Source organism: Pseudomonas sp. Irchel s3f19, assembly GCF_900187555.1.
Classification (GTDB): domain Bacteria; phylum Pseudomonadota; class Gammaproteobacteria; order Pseudomonadales; family Pseudomonadaceae; genus Aquipseudomonas; species Aquipseudomonas capeferrum.
Genome location: NZ_FYDW01000005.1, coordinates 148,738 through 167,093 on the forward strand (window position 1 = coordinate 148,738; position 18,356 = coordinate 167,093).

The window sequence follows — 18,356 nt, forward strand, 5'->3', positions numbered from 1 at the left end:
TAAGGCAAATCGCAACAACGCCAGACTCGCCAAGCGAGGGTTATTGGCTTTTTAACCGCGAATCAATTGCGCCAGATCAATGGCCAGAAATGCACTGCGTCGTCGCCGTGCGCACGTCGCCCAGGCGCAGCGGGAAGTTGTTCAACCGCTCACGCAGTTTGATGCTGCTGCCGCTGCCACGCTTGTCGATATCGACCAGCGCCGCAGGCCCGGCCCCGGACGTCAGCTTCTGCGGCACGATCAGGCGCAGGCCGTCGCCTCGCGGCTCCTCGACCAACGGATCACGGGTATCGGCCAGCTTCTGCTTGATGCAATCTGCGTATTCACGCGGCGTCTTGCCAGAGATCACATCCATTGTTTCGCGCGATTGTTCAAGCTCCGAAACGCTGACACAGCCACCCAGCGTCAGGGACAACGCCGCTACCATCCATTTCATTTGCAGCACCTCTGCCTTTCAAGAATCCCGTTCGACCACCGCCGGGCTGTTTTGCTCCCTGCTTTGGCAGATTTATCTACGCCTGGCCAACAGGCGCGGCAGTGTAACGCTACATCGTGGTATCTTTCGCCTTTGCAGATCCAAACCTTGCGGAGCATCACATGAAATTCGTACACCAGCGCGAGCACCTGAACGAAGACGATATCGTCGTCATCGAGTGCTCCCAGCGCTGCAACATCCGCCTGATGAACGACGCCAACTTCCGCAGTTTCAAAAATGGCGGCCGGCACACCTACCACGGGGGTGCTTTTGACCAGTTCCCGGCAAAGATCACCGTGCCAAGTACCGGTTTCTGGAACATCACCCTCGATACCGTGACCACTCGCCCGATCTCGGTAACGCGCAAACCGACCTTGACCCACAAGATCAAGATCATCCGTCGCTCGTCGTCGAAACTCAGATAAGACCGCCATGACCCAGACCATCAAGTACGTCATCAAATACAAACTCGACGGCGAGCGCCGCTTTGAATTCGCGTTCATGCCCGAGGCTTCCGTGGAGCAGGCCCTGCAAGCGCTGCAAAAGATCCACGGCGACGATGCCGTGAAGATCAGCGACATCCAGGTCAGCAAGGCCCTGTAAACGCCCAAGTGCACTGCCGTACCGATCACGCTGCCCCGCAAGGAGAATCGCATGAGCCAGTGGCCTGACCGTCGCATCCTCGATCTGCTGGGCATCGAGCTGCCCATTCTCCAGGCGCCGATGGCCGGTGCGACCGGCTCGGCCATGGCCATTGCCGTGGGCGCTGCGGGCGGCCTCGGTGCGCTGCCCTGCGCCATGCTCACCGCCGCGCAGATCGCTGAAGAGATCGAAGCATTTCGCGCCGCCTGCCCTGGGCGCCCGCTGAACCTGAACTTCTTCTGCCACCAGCCACCGCTGCCCGATGCCGAGCGCGATGCGCGCTGGAAGCAGGCACTGAAGCCTTACTACAGCGAATTGGGTGCCGACTTCGAGGCCCCTACCCCGGTCTCCAACCGTGCGCCTTTCGATGAGCAAAGCTGCCAACTGGTCGAGCGACTGCGCCCTGAAGTGGTGAGTTTCCATTTCGGCCTGCCCGCGCCGCAGTTGCTGCAGAGGGTCAAGGCAACCGGCGCCAAGGTGCTGTCCAGCGCCACCACGGTGGCAGAAGCGGTGTGGCTGGAGCGCCACGGCTGCGACGCGATCATCGCCATGGGCTATGAAGCCGGCGGCCATCGCGGCATGTTCCTCAGCGAAGAAATCACCAGCCAGATTGGCACTTTCGCCCTGGTGCCGCAGATTGCCGATGCGGTCAAGGTGCCGGTGATTGCAGCCGGCGGCATCGGCGACCACCGCGGCCTGGTCGCGGCCCTGGCCCTCGGCGCGTCGGCCGTGCAGATCGGCACGGCCTACCTGTTCTGCCCTGAGGCCAAGGTTTCTGCCGCTCACCGCCACGCTCTGGACACCGCGCCGGCCAGCGAAACCGCACTGACCAATCTGTTCACCGGCCGCCCGGCGCGGGGCATCATCAATCGCGTCATGCGCGAGCTGGGTCCGATGAGCGAGCTGGCACCGCGCTTTCCGCTGGCGGGTGGCGCGCTGATGCCGCTGCGCGCAATCACCGACCCCCAGGGCAACAGCGACTTCAGCAACCTCTGGTCAGGCCAGGCGCTGCGCCTGGGCAGGCACTTGCCGGCAGGTGAGCTGACCCAGGATATCGCCGACAAGGCCCTGCAACAAATCGGGCGCTGAACCCGGTTGGCGAACGCCTATAACACAGTTGCCCTCAGGCCCTTCCCGGCCAATGGCGTATCGCTATATAGTTAACGCTATAACGATAATCCCAAGGAGCTGTCTTCATGCGAATCCGCCCACTGCACCTGGCTGCCACTGCCCTGGCCAGCCTGATCTGCCTCAACACTGCCTGGGCCGACGAGGTTCAGGTCGCGGTCGCAGCTAACTTCACAGCACCGATCCAGGCCATCGCCAAGGACTTCGAGAAAGACACCGGCCACAAGCTGGTTGCAGCCTACGGTGCCACCGGGCAGTTCTACGCACAAATCAAGAACGGTGCGCCGTTCGAAGTGTTCCTCGCCGCCGATGACAGCACCCCAGCCAAGCTCGAGCAAGAAAACGAAATCGTACCCGGTTCGCGTTTCACCTACGCCATCGGCACCCTGGCCCTCTGGTCGGCGAAGGAAGGTTACGTGGACGCCAAGGGCGAAGTGCTGAAAAAGAACGCCTACAAGCACCTGTCCATCGCCAACCCTAAAGCCGCCCCTTACGGCCTGGCCGCGACGCAGGTGCTGGACAAACTGAACCTGACCGAGGCCACCAAGGGCAAGATCGTCGAAGGCCAGAACATCACCCAGGCCTTCCAGTTCGTATCCACCGGCAATGCCGAGCTGGGCTTCGTTGCCCTGTCGCAGATCTACAAGGACGGCAAGGTAACCAGCGGCTCGGCCTGGATCGTGCCGTCCGCGCTGCACGACCCCATCCGCCAGGACGCCGTGATCCTCAACAAGGGCAAAGACAATGCCGCCGCCAAGGCGCTGGTCGAGTACCTGAAGGGCCCGAAAGCCGCAGCGGTGATCAAGTCCTACGGTTATGAAATCTGATGCCACTGGACGCCAGTGACCTGGGGGCAATCTGGCTGACCGTCAAACTAGCCAGCTTGACCACCCTGATTCTGCTGGTCCTCGGTACGCCCATCGCCTGGTGGCTGGCACGCACGCGTTCGTGGTTACGCGGGCCGGTGGGCGCCGTGGTGGCGTTGCCGCTGGTGCTGCCACCGACGGTGATCGGCTTTTACCTGCTGATCGCCCTCGGCCCGCACGGTTGGCTCGGCCAGGCTACCCAGGCGCTAGGCCTGGGTAGCGTGGTGTTCAGCTTCACGGGGTTGGTGATCGGCTCGGTGATCTATTCCATGCCGTTCGTGGTGCAGCCGCTGCAAAATGCCTTTGGCGCTATCGGCCAACGGCCACTGGAAGTTGCAGCCACCCTGCGCGCCAGCCCCTGGGACACCTTCGTTCATGTGGTACTGCCGCTGGCCCGCCCCGGCTTCGTCACCGCGAGCATCCTGGGTTTCGCCCATACCGTGGGCGAGTTTGGCGTGGTGCTGATGATTGGCGGCAACATCCCCGACAAGACCCGCGTGGTCTCGGTACAGATCTTCGATCACGTCGAGGCCATGGAATATTCGCAAGCCCACTGGCTGGCCGGTGCCATGCTGGTGTTCTCGTTCCTGGTGCTGCTATTGCTATACGCTGGGCGCCGCGGCAAGGCTGGCTGGAGCTGAAATGACTGGATCGATTGTGGCGCGCCTGGAGTTGGCGCGCGACGACTTTACCCTGGATGTCGACCTGCTGCTGCCAGGGCGCGGTATCAGCGCGCTGTTCGGCCACTCCGGCTCGGGCAAGACGTCATGCCTGCGCTGCCTGGCGGGGCTGGAGCGGGCTGCCAGCGCGTATATCGAGATCAACGGCGAGGTTTGGGAAGACAGCGCGAGCGGCTATTTCCAGGCGCCGCATCTGCGACCGGTGGGCTACGTATTCCAGGAAGCCAGCCTGTTCCCGCACCTGTCGGTACGCAGCAACCTGGAGTTCGGCTGGCGGCGAATTGCGCCGGGCGAGCGCAAGGTCAGCCTTGATCAGGCCTGCCAACTGTTGGGCATCGGCCACCTGCTGGCACGCCGCCCGGCCACCTTGTCCGGCGGCGAGGCCCAGCGCGTCGGCATTGCCCGTGCGCTGCTCAGCAGCCCACGGCTGTTGCTGATGGACGAGCCACTGGCGGCCCTCGACGGGCCGCGCAAGCGCGAGATCCTGCCGTACCTGGAGCGCCTGCATGACGAGCTGGAGATCCCGCTGGTGTATGTCAGCCACGCCCAGGACGAAGTGGCGCGGCTGGCAGACCACCTGGTGTTGCTGGAGCAAGGCCAGGCCGTGGCCAGCGGCCCGATCGGCGAAACGCTGGCGCGCCTCGACCTTTCATTGGCCCAGGGCGAGGACGCCGGGGTGGTGTTCGAAGGCCTGGTGGTCGGTCATGACCCTCATTACGATTTGCTCGACCTACGCCTGCCCGGCAGTAGCGCGCCACTCTTGCGCATCGCCCACCCTGCGCATGTCATGGGCAGTACCCTGCGGGTCAAGGTTCAGGCCCGCGATGTAAGCCTGGCCCTGGCCGCAGACAGCGCCTCGAGCATCCTCAATCGGTTGCCGGTGCGGGTGCGTGAAAGCCGCCCGGCAGACAACCCGGCCCATGTCCTGGTCAGCCTGGATGCCGGCGGCAATGCCTTGCTGGCGCGTATCACTCGCTATTCGGCAGACCAGTTGGGCCTGCACCCGGGCCAGGCACTGTTTGCCCAGATCAAGTCGGTGGCATTGTTGGGCTGAGCAACCACCACGCGGCCGTTGTCCATTGATCAGTGACCTGATCGAGGCCTGCCGCCAATGCTCGACTGCCCCCTGCCCCGCACCTTGCATTACGTTGACGACAGCCAACCGGGCCTGAGCCGGCGGCGCTGGCGCGACCGCTTCATCTACTTTGACGCCGAGGGCCAACGGGTGCGCGACGCCGACACCCTCGCGCGCATCGCCGCGCTGGTGATTCCGCCGGCGTACAGCGAAGTGTGGATCTGCGCCGACCCGCAGGGTCACCTGCAAGCCACTGGCCGCGACGCCCGTGGCCGCAAGCAGTACCGCTACCATGAGCAATGGCGCGAACTGCGTGACCAGCACAAATACGGGCGCATGCTGGCCTTTGCTCAGGCACTGCCGAAACTGCGCCTGCAACTGGAAACGCACCTGGCCCGCCCGGGCCTGGACCGGGAAAAGGTCATGGCACTGGTGGTGAGCCTGCTGGACCACACCCTGATCCGCATCGGCAACCAGCGTTACCTGCGCGACAACCAGTCATACGGGCTGACCACGCTGCGCAACCGCCACGTCAAGGTGCAAGGCGGCACCATCCGCTTCCAGTTCCGCGGCAAGCGCGGCGTCGAGCACGACGTCACCTTGCATGACCGGCGCCTGGCAAACCTGCTCAAGCGTTGCATGGAGCTGCCGGGCCAGGCGCTGTTCCAGTACCTAGACGAAGACGGCCAACGCCGCAGCGTCGGCTCCAGCGAGATCAACCAGTTTTTGCAGGAACTCACTGGCGCCGATTTCACTGCCAAGGACTACCGCACCTGGGCCGGCAGCAGCCTGGCGCTGGATCTGCTCAGGCCGCTGGCATGGGAGCCGGAAAGCGAAGCGAAGCGCCAGGTCGCAGCCATCGTCAAACAGGTCGCCACACGCCTGGGCAACACCCCGGCGGTGTGCCGACGCTGCTACATCCACCCGGCGGTGCTGGAACACTTTGCCCTCGGGCGGCTGGCCAGTTTGCCGCGCAAGCGTAACCGCAAGGGCCTGGACCCGGAGGAAGTCGCGTTGCTGTTATTTCTTCAGGCACTAGAGGAACAGTACGATCATTGACACTGTCTATTTAGGCCATGATGCAGAGAAATTTCCAATACGGGCTGAACCCCCCTATTCTTGCCACCGAGCACCTTCGCCGACAATCCGCTTGCGGTAACTATCGGCGCCTGCAACTGAAGACACGCAACAGAATTTGTCTGTCGGGGAATTCCTATCCGCCGAAAGCGTCTTTAATGAGAAGGAAGAGGGACTGGCTCCCACCGCCGCGGCAAATAGCCCGACGGATTTCAACATTACCAAGGAGAACTACATGCTGATACTCACCCGTAAGGTTGGCGAAAGCATCGTCATCAACGATGACATCAAAGTCACCATTCTGGGCGTCAAAGGGATGCAGGTGAGGATTGGTATCGACGCACCGAAAGATGTCCAGGTGCACCGCGAAGAGATCTTCAAGCGTATCCAGGCTGGCAGCCCGGCCCCGGAAAAACACGACGACTCGCACTGAGCGACCCCGCCTCAAGACGCACGGACGCGCTTGATCGACGGTGCCTCAGGTGCCCACCAGTTCGCGCACCTTGGCGATCATCCTGTCCATATCGAAGGGTTTGTCGAATACCGCGGCGAACAGTTCCGGGCACCCGTGGTTGGCCTGGCTAACCTGGCCGCCGCTCATCAAGATGACCGGCAGGTCGCTCAGGTGCAGCTCATCGCGCATCGAGCGCACCAGCTCTTCGCCATTGAGCAGGGGCATCATGTAGTCGGTGATCACCAGCTCGACGCGTTTTTCCTTGAGCGCTTCCAGGGCCTTGAGGCCATTGCTCGCCTTCTCCACCAGATAACCTTCATCCTCAAGGGCGAAGCCGAGGATGTCGGCGATCAGGTATTCGTCATCGACGATCAGAATGGTGTTCATCAGAGGGCCCGTCACCCGCTCCCCTGCGGCACAGGGGCCCCAGAGAGCACGCCGCTGGCGCCCTCGAAGGCCTTGCGCAAGGTGATGCCCTGGGGGCCGAGCAGCAGCTCGTGCAACGCAGGGTCATGGTGGCTGTCACGCACCTTGAGGATCGACAGCATGCGCCGCAGCTGCGACTGCAGCTCGACGAAGCGCATCAGCATCAGGTTGTCGACGATGCTCGACAGGTCCGCTGTCGGCGCAGTGATTTCCGAACCGAAGATGTCACGCATTTCCCAGGTCAACAGCACACTGACTTCACGTGCTCGCAGCTCAGCAGTCAAGGCGCGGAAAAACGCGTTGAGCCGCGTCGGGTCGATCGCCAGACGGCTGAAGGCACCCAGGCTGTCGATCACCACACGCTTGCTGCCTTGCGCCTCGACACGTTCAAGCAAGCGCGCGCCAACCTGGTCCAGCAAACCCTCCGTGGTGGGCTGCCAGCACAACTGCAGGGCACCTTCGCGCTCAAGTGCGGCAAAATCGTAGCCCAGCGACGCCGCTTTGAGGCGCAAGCGTTCGGGCGTTTCGTAGAAACCGAAGTGCACCCCTGGCGCCCGCGCGGTACATGCGCCCAGAAATGCCAGGCCCAGGGACGTCTTGCCGATACCGGAAGGCCCCATCAACAGGCTGACCGAGCCAGCGGCCAGCCCGCCACCGCACATTTCATCCAGGCTCAGGATGCCTGAAGAGACCCGGCTCAGCGTGGCGTTGCCCTTCTGACTGAGGTGACCGAGCAGCGACTCCAGCCGCGGAAACACATGCATGCCCGCTTCGTCGATCAGGCATTCGTGACGGCCCGACAAGGCTGCGCTGCCACGCGTCTTGCGCAACTGAATGTGGCGTACGGCACGGCTGCCGACCAGTTGCTCGCCCAGCTCGATCACCCCATCGACCATCGTGTGTTCCGGGCTGCCTTCGTCCAGCCGTGCACTGGTCAACAGCAACACGGTGCAGCCGGCAAAAGCTGCGTGGCCTTGCAGTTCCGAGACGAATTTTTTCGTGTCCAGGTGCGTCTGCGCACGCACGCGGGCATTGAGCACACCGTCCACGATGAGTAGGCTGGCCTGCTGGCGCCCGATCTCCTGGCGCAGCAACTTGACCACGGCATCGAGCCCTTCCTGCTCGAGGGCGTCGAAGGCACTGACGAACTGGATCTGGTCGCCAACCAGGCTCGGGTCGAAAAATTCAAGGGTACCCAGGTACTGGAACAGCCGCTCGTGGGATTCACTGAGCAACGTCGCCACCAGCACCCTGCCGCCAGTCTGCACGTGGTGACAGGCCAACTGATTGGCGAGAATGGTTTTACCCGCGCCGGGTGGGCCTTGAATGATGTACGACGCCCCCGCCACCAGCCCACCCCTGAGCAGCGCATCGAGCCCTTCGATCCCCGTCACCAGCCGCTTGAGTGCCTGTGCCATGGTTTCTACCTGTCGAGTTGGCGATCTGCTTGTGGGTCAGACGTGGGTAAATAAAGACGCATGCAGGTGCCCTTGCCGAGCACGCTGTCGACGCTGATGGCGCCATTGCTCTGCTTGGCGAAGCCATAGACCTGGCTGAGGCCCAGGCCGGTGCCCTTGCCGAATGCCTTGGTGGTGAAGAACGGCTCGAAAATGCGTGGCAGCACGTCAGGGGCGATCCCGCTTCCGCTGTCCTGCACCTCGAAGCACACGAAGCTGCCATGCAACCCCTCCACCTCACCGACAAGCTCGACAACCTCGGCCGCCATACGGATTTGGCCACTGCCCGGGATAGCATCGCGGGCATTGAACAACAGGTTCAGCAGCACCATCTGCAACTGCCCTGCATCCACTTCTATTGATGGCAAAGTTGACGGCAGGTGATGCTCCAGGTCGATGTCACTGGGCAGCGAATGTTCCAGCAGCCCACGGGTGGCGGCGATCAGTTCCAAGGGCGCGACGCGGCTGACATCGAGTTTGCGGTGTCGGGCAAAACTGAGCAGTTGCTGGGTCAGTTCGGTACCCCGCTGCCCCGCGTCGACAATGTGTTGCAGCATACGTTGGATACGCGCCGGGTCCTGAGCGTTCATGGCCAGCCGTGCCGAGCTCAGGATGATGGTCAGCATGTTGTTGAAATCATGCGCCAGCCCACCGGTCAGTTGACCAAGGGCTTCGAGCTTCTGCGCCTGGAACAGCTGGGCACGCACAGCATCGAGCTGCAGCGCAGAATCGCGCCGGTCAGTGATATCCCGGGTAACCTTGGCCAGGCCGACGATCTGCCCGAGATCGTCACGGATCACGTCCAGCGCGGCCATCGCCCAGAATTGCGAGCCGTCCTTGCGCACGCGCCACCCCTCATCCTGCGCCACCCCCTGCTCCAGCGCTTGGCGAAGCAGGCGTTCGGGGCGCCCTTCGGCACAATCCTGAGGCGTGAAGAACAACGAGAAATGCCGGCCGATCACTTCATCTGCGCGGTAGCCCTTGATCCGTTCGGCGCCAGCGTTCCAGGAAACCACGCGCCCATCCGGGTCGAGCATGTAGATGGCGTAGTCCACCACCGACTGAACCAGTTGTTCATAGCGGTGAGCGGGAATGACGGGGTGATCGAGGCAGTCAGCTGAAACCATGCAAACTCCACAGGCACAGCGGGAGGTAGAAAATAGGCCTAACCAGCAGTGTCACCCTGCATCCGCCCTGTGGCAACTGTTTGTCAGCGGTCACGGTCGACCAGTACAGGGCTCACTCGACGCGGCAGCGCCACCTTGAGCAGCCACAGGCCCAGCAGCAGAATGCCGCCGCCGCCCGCCAAAGCCATCATGCGCTGGGGTTGCGGGTGCTCGGCGTCAAACCCTAGCATCAGCAAATAACCGCCGAGGCTGATGAGGCTCACATAGAGAAACGCCCCCAGCAGTGTCACCCGGGCGAACAACAGACGCCATATAAACCGCGGGCGCACCACACGACCACTAGCATCGGACGGACTGGCCCGAGTCATCGTTTCATAGCCATTGGATCCAAATGAGGGGCAACAGTGGCGTAATGACAGCAAGGTGTCAATCACCCATTCGAGCACCCTTCACACCCTTGATCATAGGTGCTGCGGTTGACTCAACTATAACAATGGGTTATAAAGCGCGCTTGAATGCAAGGCTCTTCTACTTAAAAGCATTGACTTAGAAGCATGCCGGTCGCTCAGACCCATTCAAGTGCGAGTGTGGTGGAATTGGTATACACAGCAGACTTAAAATCTGTCGGCGTGAGCCTTGCGGGTTCGAGTCCCGCCACTCGCACCAAATTCCTTCGAAAAGGCGCCCTTGTGGCGCCTTTTTTCGTCCTACGGAAATTCCCGGCGCAACTGCTAGAGTGGAGTTTGTCCCCGTCCACTGGAACGCCGCCATGCGCTACTCCCTGTTCGATGGTCAACGCGACGTCATCATCCTGATTGCCCGCATACTGTTGATGATTCTGTTTGTTGTATCCGGCTGGGCCAAACTGACTGGTTTTGAAGGTACGGTCAGCTACATGACATCACTAGGCGCGCCTGCGCCAATGCTTGCCGCAGCAGTTGCAGTGGTGATGGAGTTTTTTGTCGCCATCGTGCTGATTCTGGGGTTCTATACCCGCCCACTGGCGTTTCTATTCGCACTGTTCGTGCTGGGCACCGCGCTGATCGGCCACCCGTTCTGGAACATGGTCGACCCCGAACGCAGCGCCAACATGACTCAGTTCCTGAAAAACTTGAGCATCATTGGCGGCTTGCTGTTGCTGGCAGTGAGCGGCCCCGGGCGTTTCTCGCTGGACCGCCGTTGACTCAATCGTCTTCGCAGTCGTCGTGCCAGGCTGGGTGATCACGGTCCTCGTCATCGAGATCATCCAGCGTTTCCTCATCTTCTTCGACTTCGTCTAGCGCGCCTTGGGCATCTGCTTCGTGCTCGATGTCGTCGTAGAGGAATTCGTGGTCGAGCAGGTGGTCATGCTCGGGTTCGTGCAGGTCGTCTTCGTCGCGCATGCTGGCTCCTGGATTGGCGGGAGGCCTATATAGGCTGAACAGTGGGCAAGGTCAATGGATGGCCGCTTAATGCTGGGTTAACCGGGCGCGGGCAGTCTGCAGGCTCTCCCTTCAAGCGTTCCTTGCCCGCCATTTAATGGCGGGCTTTTTTTTGCGCGGGGGTTTGTTGAAGACGGGGAAACACCTGGCTTGAATACCCGTAGCAAACGACAGCCGTATGACACCCTCTTCACATATTATCGACAACCTGCTTGGCACACTGGCCTTGCTCCGTACGTTCTTTAGCCCGCCCATTGTCGGCGGGCTTTTCTTTTGCCGCTTAATAATTGCCTGACCCCAGGTTGGGCCTAGCCCCTTTCCTCGCTCCAACCACTATGCGGCGTCACCCAGAAAACACGCTAAGCTCAGCTATCCGATGCCTTGGTAATCGGCGTTTCAACGCGCTTGCCCATCGTCGCTCTGGCGATCCACACCGACGAGCCTATTTGGCTCAAAGAGGGTGTTTCAATGGCGACAATCGAGACAAAAGCGTTCGCTAGAGGGCTGCTGAAGGTTGAAAACGCTTGGCAGGCCTATGTCCTGTCGCGCAAGTCCACCCAGGGGCTTGCCGGCCTGGAGCTGATGGCCGCGCAGGCGGAGTGCGACCGCGACTTTATCAGGTTCCAAAATCAGAGCCAGCAGTTCTACGCCGAAGTGCGCAAGCGTATTGGCGACGCTGAAAAGCTGGAGGTGGACAGGGCGCTGTATCCTCAGCATTTCCCCACACGCCCATCAGCAGACAGCTGAAAGCCCACAAAAAAACCGGCCACTGGCCGGTTTTGCTTTAACGTCTCAAACGCAAGGCCTAGCCCTTCGAATTGGACCACCTGGCAGAAGGCTGCCTGGGGCCGACACGATCGGAAGCGCCAATACCGGAAGCCACCTCCTGGATGGACCCGCCTTTTGAGAGGAATACTTTGATCTGCTCGTCGAGCCGCAGGTGGGCTTTGTGCGTGGGGGACTGATGGGAGGCATTCATGACTGAACCTCGATAGGGAAGTCACTGGAATGCAGCAACTCGTTTGTCACTATACGCCTCATCCGTCACTGACGGGGTGAATTCCCCTTCCCGCCCCCAAGTGCCAGCAGTTAAAGAGCCTCCATCCGCCGGTCACCGAAAGGCGGCGGCGCTTTCAAGATGTGGGAAAAGCTCCCGGTCAAGCCGAACCGAAGCTCTTTGGGCATCACGAACGTGAAGTGGATCAGCCATGAGCCATCGCCGAGCAACAACGTTTCGCTTCGGTATCGTAGGACTTCCGCTTCGCTTATGCCGATCGCTACTGCGACTTCCTGATTGCTGGGCTTGCGATCCATTGAGATGACTCCCTCCGACATTGCGCCGGGAAGCCATCAATACTCCTCCTCCGGCTACATAAGCGCTACTTAAAAATTTGCCTACCCGTGTGTGGCCGGGCACAGAGGGTGCTTACACCGTCAGTGTTCTGCAGCACGAGCAGTGCTACGCTGCGGGCGACTTCGCCACCCAAGGAGCAGGGAATGAGTTTTGACTGGCACGCAGGGCCGATCACCCGTGCAACCCCGCTGGACAGGAACTACCGCAACACGCAGAAGGTCCGGCAGTTCATGGTCGGCGAATGCGGCGATGGCTTCAAGTTCGATCGCACCTTCATGGCCTGGATCAAGGGCGGCGAGCCCGTAACACTGGGCGACGTTGCAGATGAATGGCTGCGTAGAAGGAAGCTATGACGGCAACACCGATTTATTAACTCATCCGCCATACCGTCTAGCTATTCGACACGATGCTGGAAAACGACTTGCCGATTGCAGGAAGTGTCGCCTCGCCTCGCGATTTATGGAGATAGACAGGGCACATCCGTCGCCGATTTCACCAAGCACAAAAATGCCCGCGCATGCAGGCAAAAAGGTATCATCCGCCGTTTATTCAGCCCCCATGACAGGGAATTCAGAAATGCAAGGCAAACACTTAGCCTATCGACCGGACATAGACGGGCTCAGGGCTCTGGCCGTTTTGGCTGTCACAATTTTCCATTTCAACAAGCAATGGCTCCCTGGCGGCTTCGTCGGCGTTGACGTTTTTTTCGTCATTTCCGGCTTCCTGATCACAGGGATCATCTACGGAAAAGGGCCCAACTTCTCTTTCGCTGACTTTTACGGTCGCCGTGTCCGTCGGATCCTACCTGCAGCTGCATTTGTAACAATCGTCACGTTAATCGCTGGCTCGTTCTTGCTCTTGCCTGCCGACGTCAAGTCTCTTTCGGAGTCGGCCATCGGCGCTACCCTTTCTGCAGCTAACATCTACTATTGGCTCTTCCTGGACACGGGTTACTTCGCCGCTTCGTCCGACACCGTGCCACTGCTGCACATGTGGTCGCTCGGCGTCGAAGAGCAGTTCTATCTGATATGGCCGACGTTGATGATCATCGCCATGAAGGTCGGAGGTAAGCGCCTGCTGGTGGCAGCCGGCGTCATTCTCGCTATCGGTTCCTTCGCGGTGAGTGAGTACTTCCTGGCTCGCGACCCCTCGTTCGCTTATTACATGCTGCCTTCCAGGGCAGGCGAACTTCTGGTCGGTGCCCTTCTGTTCCTGTGGCAGGACTCGCGACGCATCCCTGCCTCCGCTGCCAACGTGGCAGGTGCAGTGGGCCTGGCCATGGTTGCCGGATCGATTCTCTATCTTGACGAGAAGAATGGTTTCCCTGGCGTTCGGTCGATTATTCCGTCCCTGGGCGCGGCACTGCTGATCCTTTCAGGCACTAACCAAAGAAACCTTCTATCCAGAATTTTTGGGACCCCAGTCGCCCGTTATGTGGGGCTGCGTTCATTCTCGCTTTACCTCTGGCACTGGCCTGTTCTGGCGTTCTACCGTTACGCATACGGTGAGCCGACGCTGTCAGGTGGCATCGCCTGCGCACTGCTGATGTGCCTACTCACCCTCATCTCGTATCACCTGATAGAGACGCCTTTCAGGGCTCGCACTCCAATGTGGCTGATCACCAAGGCTGGGCCGATCATTGCGACCAGCGCGGGTGTAATGGTACTGGGATACGTCTTGGTGAAGAACAATGGTTATTGGCCAACCGCAGCAGGAGCGGCATACAAGAGAGAAATCTCTTTACACGACTACAACACGAAACCTGCGAGCCGGTTCCCATTCAACTGCCAGATGATGCAGTACGATCCGAAAAAATGGACCGAGGATCAATGCGTCAATGGTGATAAGACAGTGCCTGCGCAAACACTGCTTTGGGGCGACTCAAACGCAGCGCATTACGTTGGGTATCTGAAGGCTGTAGGAGAAACCGCGCATTTCTCTATCCGAAATATCTCTCTTACATCGTGCCCTCCGGTGCATGATACAAAAGGCCTTATTGGCCCGGATCGCGCAAAGTCCTGCAATGACTTTAATGAGCGGGCGTTCGCCGAGTCCAAGCACTTTAGAACCGTAATCATCGGAGCATATTGGGAAGGCTATGCTGCGAAAGGCGGGAAGGAAAAGTTCGCCGATACCATCGCTGAACTGGCCGGCAACCACAATCAGGTGATCATTGCCCTGAATGTCCCCGTATTCGTAGGCCTGGACCGCATGTGTACGGCAAAAGCCATTCGCATCCCAGGAATGAACTGTCCAGCAACCGCGATGATTCCAGATCAAGGCGAAAGCGAAGTCAACCTCTATCTCAAGGAACTCGCAAGCCAGTACGCCAACGTAACCACGTTCGATGTCCGGCCGCAAATCTGCAAAAACGGAACGTGCTCGGCTTACGACAAAGATACGCTTCTCTACTTTGACAGCGGCCACATCAGCATGGTCGGCTCTGAGATCATTGGCCGCTCCGTAGTAGAGTCCGGTCAAGTACCCCAGCCTATCGCGGCCCTGGGGCAATCCGCTCGATCTGTTGGGCAACACGTCGAAGATTGAACGCATGAGCATTTAAACTGCCATCTCTGCAAGCCCGCCACCTCGGCGGGCTTGCACTTTTACAGTCTGACCTGGCCGGGATGCCTTGCTCTTGCACATTGCGCCTTAGACATGACCATGGTCAGGCAGTAGAGGAATAGTTTGTCCGTTGGCCAGAGCACTGGCTTCAAGCTTCGCACGCTCCGCGCTTAGAAAAACATAAGCGGCTTGCAGTGTGGTGATCTTCGTTTGAATCTCGGCCATCTTGGCGGCTACCAAAACCACACCGTGCGCGCAATCGATGTTATTACCCCGCCTGGCCGCAAGAATTTCCCCAATCTCTGCGAGTGAAAAACCTCCGCTCTGCGCACTCTGAATGAAGGCTAAATCGACAACGGTCTGTTCGCTGTAGCTGCGGTAGTTGTTGGCTTGTCGATGAGACACGATAAGGCCGAGCTGTTCGTAATAGCGCAATGCGTGGCGGCTGATCCCACTCCGGCGCTCCAACTCACCAATGTTCACGGTAAAAAATCCTTGACTGTAGAGTAGGCTCTATACCTTAGCCTGCGCCGATCAGCTAAACAAGGATTCAGTCATGAGTGCGGAATGCTTCATCACAGGTGGCAGTGGGTTTGTGGGCCAACATCTACTGAGCCGTCTTACGGCGAAAGGGCACAAGACCTGGGTGCTTATGCGCACCCCTGGAAACATAGAGCGTCTCAGGGAACAGGTAGGCCAACTGGGAGGTAACCCTGCGTTTATCCATGCCGTTGAGGGCGATATCAGCAGGGAGGGGCTTGGACTCAGCGAGGCAGACAAGCAAAACGTGTCTTCGGCCACTGTGATTTTCCACCTCGCTGCGCAATTCTCCTGGGGGCTGACACTGGAGCGTGCTCGCGCCATTAATGTTCAAGGTGCTCTGAGCGTGGCCAAGCTTGCGGCTAGCCAACGCATCCGACTGCTGATGGTGGGCGGTTTCATGCTACAAAACCTTACCCACCTCAACAGTATCGGAGTTGATATCACATGCCCTGAGAACACAGACTGGCCTGCGGTCTACGCCCGTGTAGGTGGCTATGAAGGCAGCAAACTCGAATCCCATTTTGCTGTCATCCGCTACATGCAAGACGCAGACGCGGATTACACGATTGTTCATCCTGCTACGGTGTGTGGCCACAGCGAGAACGGACATATCTTGGAAGGCCAACCGTTTTCCGAACTGATTCGAAACCTGGCACAAGGCCAGTTCAAAGCTGTACCCGGCTCTGTCAGGCATTGGTTACCATTAGTCAGCGTCGATTACCTGGTGAAGATGATGATTTGCGTGGCCTTCGACCCCTTCATGGCCAACCGTCAGGTCCTGGCGCTCTATGAGCGAACACCGAGCTTACAAGGGATGCTTCTGCAGATCGCAAAAACGCTAGACGTCAAGGCACCCCGCCGCCATGTACCAATAGGGTTGCTCAGGTCGCTATTGACCATTCCCGGACTGGCGACCCGGTTCGCGATCAGCGCCGAGTCATTAAATTTTATTCAGGTGCAGCGCTTCGATATGGGTATGAGTAGACAACTGGAACGGAAGTATCAATTAACCCATCCCAACATGACACGTGCTATCGAGAACACGGTGCGCTACGTCAAGGACTACGTGACGAAGCAATAATCTAGCCCTCTACAGAGTTGCTTGCCCTCTGCGCACATTGGCATTTATTTCTGCCCTTAAGGCACTCTATTTTCTTCGCAGACCAAATAGTTGCTTTCAGACCGTTTGGTTGGTCAAAAGGATCGACACTTAGCCTCGCCTACGAGCAATCCAGCATACATTAACAAGGAATGTACTGATGCAATCTCAATTCGGCAAAGGCGTCCTCTTTGCACTTTGCGCCGCTGCACTGAATGCAACAATCGGAGTATTCAGCAAGGTGCTGATGAACAGTGGGTTCAGCCCCAGCAGTATCGCCCTGATAAAGACCGTACTCGGCTGCCTACTGCTGTCAGTCTTGCTGCTGTTCCTCAAGCGGCCCTGGCATACGGCTAAGTGGCTCCAGGCAGCCGTCTGCGCCTTTCTCGGCATTTTTGTGTTGTTCCACTTTGAAACCTCGGCCTATAACCATTACGCCGCAGCGGGCGTGGTGGTGATCCTGATGGCAAGTGCTTCCATTTCTTCGTTATTACTGGGCCGGATAGTCCTCAAGGACCCAATCACCGCCAACGCAGCGGTAGGTGCCGGATTGACGATAGCCGGTATTGCCGTGGTTTTTGGAGCAGACCTGGAACAAGGTTTTTCGCTGCAAGGCGCAGTGCTCGCGTCGATTGGAGGCTGCGGTTATGGCGCGTTTTCGGTTGCCATGAAGCGCATGGGCGTTTCTGGAGGACTGCATTTCACTCGGCAGCTATTGTTTTTCGGGAGTCTTTACCTGCTGATGCCGGCTGCAACCAATGGGTTCATCATGGGAGAGCTGTCACCGGTGGCGGTCATGGCTTTGGTGGCCCTGGCTGCATTGCCGACCATCCTCGGTTTCTTCTGCACCACCAAGGCCATCGAGTATTTAAAGCCATCACAAGTTCAGGCACTGGAACTGACTGAACCGCTGTTTGCCGCACTTCTGGCGTTCGTGGTCCTTAATGAGGTACCGCGAGACACGTTGTACTGGGGGGCCGGGCTCATCCTCACTGGACTGTGTTTCTCAAACGAATTGATCCGATTAGGCAAGAAGACAGCACAGCCGTCTGCGGTGTAATTCGCTTTTTGAGTCAGCACTCGGCGCACACACCAAGCGCATCTATCGCCGAACGGGTGAGCGCGTGTGCCCCACCACGCAATGGCCAGATTCGGAAACGATTGTTTTATTCGACCCACAAAGAAAAACCCCGCAGACGTTAATCTGCGGGGCTTTTGAATGTGCAGGCCGAGGTCGGAATCGAACCGGTGTAGACGGATTCACCCTCCCGGAAAACGAAAACGCCCCCTGATGAGGCGGCGATGACTGACGAAGGACGGGCGTTACCAGGTCTTCGGCTCTGACTTCTTGTACGAGCCACCGGTCATGCACTTTTCGACCAGGTCTTCCCGGGCCTTGTTGTCTGGAAGCGTTTTGAGGTAGTCCGGCTGGCAATGTTCGGCAGTGGGCTCGTAGGCGGCAGTATCGGCGGCTTCTTCTTTACAGCCGGCCAAGCCCATAGCGAGTGCAGCAGCGAGCATTGTAGTAAGGGTGCGCTTCATGAGGTTCCTTCCTGTGAAATGGACGGGCGTTATACCAAGGATCGAAATGCCCCGCAAAGCGTAGCGTAGTGCCATCAGCCAGCCCCCTCCCCTATTCAACCATAACGCCTCACCAGAGATGGCGGCACCTGCATCATCAATTCCATGCGCAGGGACGATATGGAGCGCGTTTACCGCCGCGTCGGCGCCATCGCCAAGCCCTCAAAAGGCTGAAGTTTCGGAACTCCACCTCTGTAGTTTCGGAACCCCTGTCTTTTTCGACCCACAAAGAAAAACCCCGCAGACGTTAATCTGCGGGGCTTTCGAATAATGGAGGCCGAGGTCGGAATCGAACCGGCGTAGACGGATTTGCAATCCGGAGCATAACCACTTTGCTACTCGGCCTCAAAGTTTGGAGTTAGCCGCTTTCGCTTTGCTATCTCCTT

The 18,356-nt window shown here is 59.2% G+C and carries 23 protein-coding genes and 2 tRNA genes; 15 read left to right on the forward strand and 10 right to left on the reverse strand.

Translation table 11 applies throughout. The features are described 5' to 3' along the window. Positions 1-76: 76 nt before the first annotated feature. A complete protein-coding gene (locus tag CKW22_RS14625; RefSeq protein WP_033696847.1) occupies positions 77-436 on the reverse strand; it encodes a hypothetical protein in 360 nt (119 codons plus the stop codon). A 161-nt stretch (positions 437-597) separates the two neighbouring features. Here CKW22_RS14625 and CKW22_RS14630 point away from each other — a divergent pair, with 161 nt between their 5' ends. The 8 genes from CKW22_RS14630 (at position 598) to csrA (ending at position 6,376) form a co-directional block, all read left to right on the forward strand. After that, positions 598-900, forward strand: a complete 303-nt coding sequence (locus CKW22_RS14630) for a DUF1883 domain-containing protein (protein WP_033696846.1) — start codon at positions 598-600, stop codon at positions 898-900. 7 nt (positions 901-907) lie between these two features. Then, positions 908-1,078, forward strand: coding sequence for a hypothetical protein (locus CKW22_RS27545; protein ID WP_077068364.1), 171 nt, complete (start codon positions 908-910; stop codon positions 1,076-1,078). Positions 1,079-1,129: 51 nt separating this feature from the next. Beyond that, positions 1,130-2,206: a nitronate monooxygenase family protein gene (locus CKW22_RS14640; protein WP_047581918.1), complete on the forward strand. Its 1,077-nt coding sequence runs from the start codon at positions 1,130-1,132 to the stop codon at positions 2,204-2,206. A 107-nt stretch (positions 2,207-2,313) separates the two neighbouring features. Next, the gene (gene modA / locus CKW22_RS14645) at positions 2,314-3,072 is read left to right on the forward strand and encodes a molybdate ABC transporter substrate-binding protein (protein WP_033696843.1); all 759 of its coding nucleotides are present in this window, start codon (positions 2,314-2,316) and stop codon (positions 3,070-3,072) included. Continuing rightward, the gene (modB, locus tag CKW22_RS14650) at positions 3,072-3,752 is read left to right on the forward strand and encodes a molybdate ABC transporter permease subunit (protein WP_033696842.1); all 681 of its coding nucleotides are present in this window, start codon (positions 3,072-3,074) and stop codon (positions 3,750-3,752) included. Before modA ends, modB begins: the two co-directional genes overlap by 1 nt. 1 nt (position 3,753) lies before the next feature. Continuing rightward, entirely contained in the window at positions 3,754-4,845 is a 1,092-nt protein-coding gene (gene modC, locus CKW22_RS14655; RefSeq protein ID WP_033696840.1) for a molybdenum ABC transporter ATP-binding protein, read from the forward strand. Between the two features lie 57 nt (positions 4,846-4,902). After that, positions 4,903-5,925 carry a DNA topoisomerase IB gene (locus CKW22_RS14660; RefSeq protein WP_033696839.1) on the forward strand — a complete coding sequence of 341 codons (1,023 nt, stop codon included), beginning with the start codon at positions 4,903-4,905 and terminating at the stop codon, positions 5,923-5,925. A 253-nt stretch (positions 5,926-6,178) separates the two neighbouring features. Next, complete coding sequence (gene csrA, locus CKW22_RS14665) at positions 6,179-6,376, forward strand: carbon storage regulator CsrA (RefSeq protein ID WP_004375914.1); 198 nt, start codon at positions 6,179-6,181, stop codon at positions 6,374-6,376. A gap of 45 nt (positions 6,377-6,421) precedes the next feature. Here csrA and CKW22_RS14670 read toward each other — a convergent pair whose 3' ends face one another. The 4 genes from CKW22_RS14670 to CKW22_RS14685 all read right to left on the reverse strand — a co-directional run bounded on the left by CKW22_RS14670 (position 6,422) and on the right by CKW22_RS14685 (position 9,775). Next, positions 6,422-6,784 carry a response regulator gene (locus CKW22_RS14670; protein WP_033696837.1) on the reverse strand — a complete coding sequence of 121 codons (363 nt, stop codon included), beginning with the start codon at positions 6,782-6,784 and terminating at the stop codon, positions 6,422-6,424. Between the two features lie 11 nt (positions 6,785-6,795). Beyond that, positions 6,796-8,241, reverse strand: coding sequence for an ATPase domain-containing protein (locus CKW22_RS14675; RefSeq protein ID WP_033696835.1), 1,446 nt, complete (start codon positions 8,239-8,241; stop codon positions 6,796-6,798). Between the two features lie 5 nt (positions 8,242-8,246). Further along, the gene (locus CKW22_RS14680) at positions 8,247-9,407 is read right to left on the reverse strand and encodes a nitrogen regulation protein NR(II) (RefSeq protein WP_033696834.1); all 1,161 of its coding nucleotides are present in this window, start codon (positions 9,405-9,407) and stop codon (positions 8,247-8,249) included. An 83-nt stretch (positions 9,408-9,490) separates the two neighbouring features. After that, on the reverse strand, positions 9,491-9,775 hold the full coding sequence (locus CKW22_RS14685; RefSeq protein ID WP_177447944.1) for a hypothetical protein: 285 nt from the start codon (positions 9,773-9,775) through the stop codon (positions 9,491-9,493). 213 nt (positions 9,776-9,988) lie between these two features. Between CKW22_RS14685 and CKW22_RS14690 the strand changes: the two genes are divergently transcribed. Together CKW22_RS14690 and CKW22_RS14695 are read left to right on the forward strand one after the other, a co-directional pair. Further along, positions 9,989-10,073 (forward strand) — tRNA-Leu (locus tag CKW22_RS14690). A gap of 103 nt (positions 10,074-10,176) precedes the next feature. Next, positions 10,177-10,590 carry a DoxX family protein gene (locus CKW22_RS14695; protein WP_033696831.1) on the forward strand — a complete coding sequence of 138 codons (414 nt, stop codon included), beginning with the start codon at positions 10,177-10,179 and terminating at the stop codon, positions 10,588-10,590. A gap of 1 nt (position 10,591) precedes the next feature. Here CKW22_RS14695 and CKW22_RS14700 read toward each other — a convergent pair whose 3' ends face one another. Continuing rightward, a complete protein-coding gene (locus CKW22_RS14700) occupies positions 10,592-10,789 on the reverse strand; it encodes a hypothetical protein (RefSeq protein ID WP_033696829.1) in 198 nt (65 codons plus the stop codon). A 444-nt stretch (positions 10,790-11,233) separates the two neighbouring features. Here CKW22_RS14700 and CKW22_RS14705 point away from each other — a divergent pair, with 444 nt between their 5' ends. Next, complete coding sequence (locus CKW22_RS14705; protein WP_227696970.1) at positions 11,234-11,575, forward strand: hypothetical protein; 342 nt, start codon at positions 11,234-11,236, stop codon at positions 11,573-11,575. 342 nt (positions 11,576-11,917) lie between these two features. On the opposite strand, the gene CKW22_RS14710 is transcribed toward CKW22_RS14705, so the two are convergent. Further along, positions 11,918-12,142, reverse strand: a complete 225-nt coding sequence (locus CKW22_RS14710) for a hypothetical protein (protein WP_047582044.1) — start codon at positions 12,140-12,142, stop codon at positions 11,918-11,920. A gap of 183 nt (positions 12,143-12,325) precedes the next feature. Here CKW22_RS14710 and CKW22_RS14715 point away from each other — a divergent pair, with 183 nt between their 5' ends. Further along, positions 12,326-12,535 carry a DUF6434 domain-containing protein gene (locus CKW22_RS14715; RefSeq protein WP_095064281.1) on the forward strand — a complete coding sequence of 70 codons (210 nt, stop codon included), beginning with the start codon at positions 12,326-12,328 and terminating at the stop codon, positions 12,533-12,535. Positions 12,536-12,758: 223 nt separating this feature from the next. Continuing rightward, on the forward strand, positions 12,759-14,729 hold the full coding sequence (locus tag CKW22_RS14720; RefSeq protein WP_160015181.1) for an acyltransferase family protein: 1,971 nt from the start codon (positions 12,759-12,761) through the stop codon (positions 14,727-14,729). Between the two features lie 105 nt (positions 14,730-14,834). On the opposite strand, the gene CKW22_RS14725 is transcribed toward CKW22_RS14720, so the two are convergent. Next, on the reverse strand, positions 14,835-15,230 hold the full coding sequence (locus tag CKW22_RS14725; RefSeq protein ID WP_047581911.1) for a MerR family transcriptional regulator: 396 nt from the start codon (positions 15,228-15,230) through the stop codon (positions 14,835-14,837). A 73-nt stretch (positions 15,231-15,303) separates the two neighbouring features. On the opposite strand from CKW22_RS14725, the gene CKW22_RS14730 reads away from it, so the two are divergent. Both CKW22_RS14730 and CKW22_RS14735 read left to right on the forward strand, forming a co-directional pair. Beyond that, positions 15,304-16,371 (forward strand): SDR family oxidoreductase, encoded by a 1,068-nt coding sequence (locus tag CKW22_RS14730; protein ID WP_033696824.1) that lies wholly within the window; start codon positions 15,304-15,306, stop codon positions 16,369-16,371. A 178-nt stretch (positions 16,372-16,549) separates the two neighbouring features. Next, positions 16,550-17,449, forward strand: coding sequence for a DMT family transporter (locus CKW22_RS14735; RefSeq protein ID WP_047581907.1), 900 nt, complete (start codon positions 16,550-16,552; stop codon positions 17,447-17,449). Positions 17,450-17,712: 263 nt separating this feature from the next. Here CKW22_RS14735 and trbK read toward each other — a convergent pair whose 3' ends face one another. Next, a complete protein-coding gene (gene trbK / locus CKW22_RS14740; protein WP_033696822.1) occupies positions 17,713-17,931 on the reverse strand; it encodes an entry exclusion lipoprotein TrbK in 219 nt (72 codons plus the stop codon). Between the two features lie 310 nt (positions 17,932-18,241). Continuing rightward, positions 18,242-18,315: transfer RNA gene (locus CKW22_RS14745), tRNA-Cys, on the reverse strand. Between the last annotated feature and the right edge of the window lie 41 nt (positions 18,316-18,356).

Excerpts from the sequence above, each read along its gene's own strand:
- CKW22_RS14630 (WP_033696846.1), top strand. The coding sequence starts at position 598 with ATGAAATTCGTACACCAGCGCGAGCACCTGAACGAAGACGATATCGTC.
- modB (WP_033696842.1), top strand. The coding sequence starts at position 3,072 with ATGCCACTGGACGCCAGTGACCTGGGGGCAATCTGGCTGACCGTCAAA.
- CKW22_RS14695 (WP_033696831.1), top strand. The coding sequence starts at position 10,177 with ATGCGCTACTCCCTGTTCGATGGTCAACGCGACGTCATCATCCTGATT.
- CKW22_RS14675 (WP_033696835.1), bottom strand. The coding sequence starts at position 8,241 with ATGGCACAGGCACTCAAGCGGCTGGTGACGGGGATCGAAGGGCTCGAT.
- CKW22_RS14660 (WP_033696839.1), top strand. The coding sequence starts at position 4,903 with ATGCTCGACTGCCCCCTGCCCCGCACCTTGCATTACGTTGACGACAGC.
- CKW22_RS14685 (WP_177447944.1), bottom strand. The coding sequence starts at position 9,775 with ATGACTCGGGCCAGTCCGTCCGATGCTAGTGGTCGTGTGGTGCGCCCG.
- csrA (WP_004375914.1), top strand. The coding sequence starts at position 6,179 with ATGCTGATACTCACCCGTAAGGTTGGCGAAAGCATCGTCATCAACGAT.
- CKW22_RS14735 (WP_047581907.1), top strand. The coding sequence starts at position 16,550 with ATGCAATCTCAATTCGGCAAAGGCGTCCTCTTTGCACTTTGCGCCGCT.
- CKW22_RS27545 (WP_077068364.1), top strand. The coding sequence starts at position 908 with ATGACCCAGACCATCAAGTACGTCATCAAATACAAACTCGACGGCGAG.
- CKW22_RS14720 (WP_160015181.1), top strand. The coding sequence starts at position 12,759 with ATGCAAGGCAAACACTTAGCCTATCGACCGGACATAGACGGGCTCAGG.
- CKW22_RS14670 (WP_033696837.1), bottom strand. The coding sequence starts at position 6,784 with ATGAACACCATTCTGATCGTCGATGACGAATACCTGATCGCCGACATC.
- modC (WP_033696840.1), top strand. The coding sequence starts at position 3,754 with ATGACTGGATCGATTGTGGCGCGCCTGGAGTTGGCGCGCGACGACTTT.
- CKW22_RS14680 (WP_033696834.1), bottom strand. The coding sequence starts at position 9,407 with ATGGTTTCAGCTGACTGCCTCGATCACCCCGTCATTCCCGCTCACCGC.
- CKW22_RS14730 (WP_033696824.1), top strand. The coding sequence starts at position 15,304 with ATGAGTGCGGAATGCTTCATCACAGGTGGCAGTGGGTTTGTGGGCCAA.
- trbK (WP_033696822.1), bottom strand. The coding sequence starts at position 17,931 with ATGAAGCGCACCCTTACTACAATGCTCGCTGCTGCACTCGCTATGGGC.
- modA (WP_033696843.1), top strand. The coding sequence starts at position 2,314 with ATGCGAATCCGCCCACTGCACCTGGCTGCCACTGCCCTGGCCAGCCTG.
- CKW22_RS14640 (WP_047581918.1), top strand. The coding sequence starts at position 1,130 with ATGAGCCAGTGGCCTGACCGTCGCATCCTCGATCTGCTGGGCATCGAG.
- CKW22_RS14710 (WP_047582044.1), bottom strand. The coding sequence starts at position 12,142 with ATGGATCGCAAGCCCAGCAATCAGGAAGTCGCAGTAGCGATCGGCATA.
- CKW22_RS14625 (WP_033696847.1), bottom strand. The coding sequence starts at position 436 with ATGAAATGGATGGTAGCGGCGTTGTCCCTGACGCTGGGTGGCTGTGTC.
- CKW22_RS14715 (WP_095064281.1), top strand. The coding sequence starts at position 12,326 with ATGAGTTTTGACTGGCACGCAGGGCCGATCACCCGTGCAACCCCGCTG.
- CKW22_RS14700 (WP_033696829.1), bottom strand. The coding sequence starts at position 10,789 with ATGCGCGACGAAGACGACCTGCACGAACCCGAGCATGACCACCTGCTC.